This is a genomic window from Microvirgula curvata, from assembly GCF_054781615.1.
This window is the reverse complement of sequence record NZ_BAAGUB010000040.1, coordinates 1-576: the sequence shown is the minus strand read 5'-3', so window position 1 is coordinate 576 and position 576 is coordinate 1. Positions and strand designations below refer to the sequence as shown.

The 576-nt window shown below is 49.3% G+C and carries 2 tRNA genes and 1 rRNA gene; all 3 read right to left on the bottom strand.

Annotated elements, in window-relative coordinates:
* Positions 1-239: 239 nt before the first annotated feature.
* A tRNA-Ala gene (locus ACYVG8_RS18990) sits at positions 240-315 on the bottom strand.
* Positions 316-371: 56 nt separating this feature from the next.
* A tRNA-Ile gene (locus ACYVG8_RS18985) sits at positions 372-448 on the bottom strand.
* A gap of 69 nt (positions 449-517) precedes the next feature.
* A 16S ribosomal RNA gene (locus ACYVG8_RS18980) occupies positions 518-576 on the bottom strand; the annotation flags it as partial.

Below are 576 nucleotides of genomic sequence, written 5' to 3'. Positions count from 1 at the left end.
ACTTAGTCGCTTGATCCTATAAGTGGAAACACTTACAGGTGTTTGCGAATACATGATTTCTGCGACTTACAGTAATCATGTCGATACAATCTGACCCGATTAAACACTTTGCAACCTGGCTGTTACCCCAGACTGCATCGTCTTCTCGTTGTCACTTCTTCCGTTTTGTTAAAGATCGAGCGCAAAAAAACGCTAAGGTAAGCAGGATGACTGCTTGCCTGAGCATTCTTCTATGGTAATGGTGGAGGCAGACGGGATCGAACCGACGACCCTCTGCTTGCAAAGCAGATGCTCTCCCAACTGAGCTATGCCCCCAAATTACGTGCTGACTGCCTGACTGACAAACTGACCATAATCCTTTCAACAGGGTATGGTGGGTCTGGTTGGACTCGAACCAACGACCCCCGCCTTATCAAGACGATGCTCTAACCAGCTGAGCTACAGACCCAGTCCGTCAGCACGCTCTTCACTCACAAACAACCGATAAGCTGTAGACGCTCACTTCAAGCTTCTCTAGAAAGGAGGTGATCCAGCCGCAGGTTCCCCTACGGCTACCTTGTTACGACTTCACCCCAG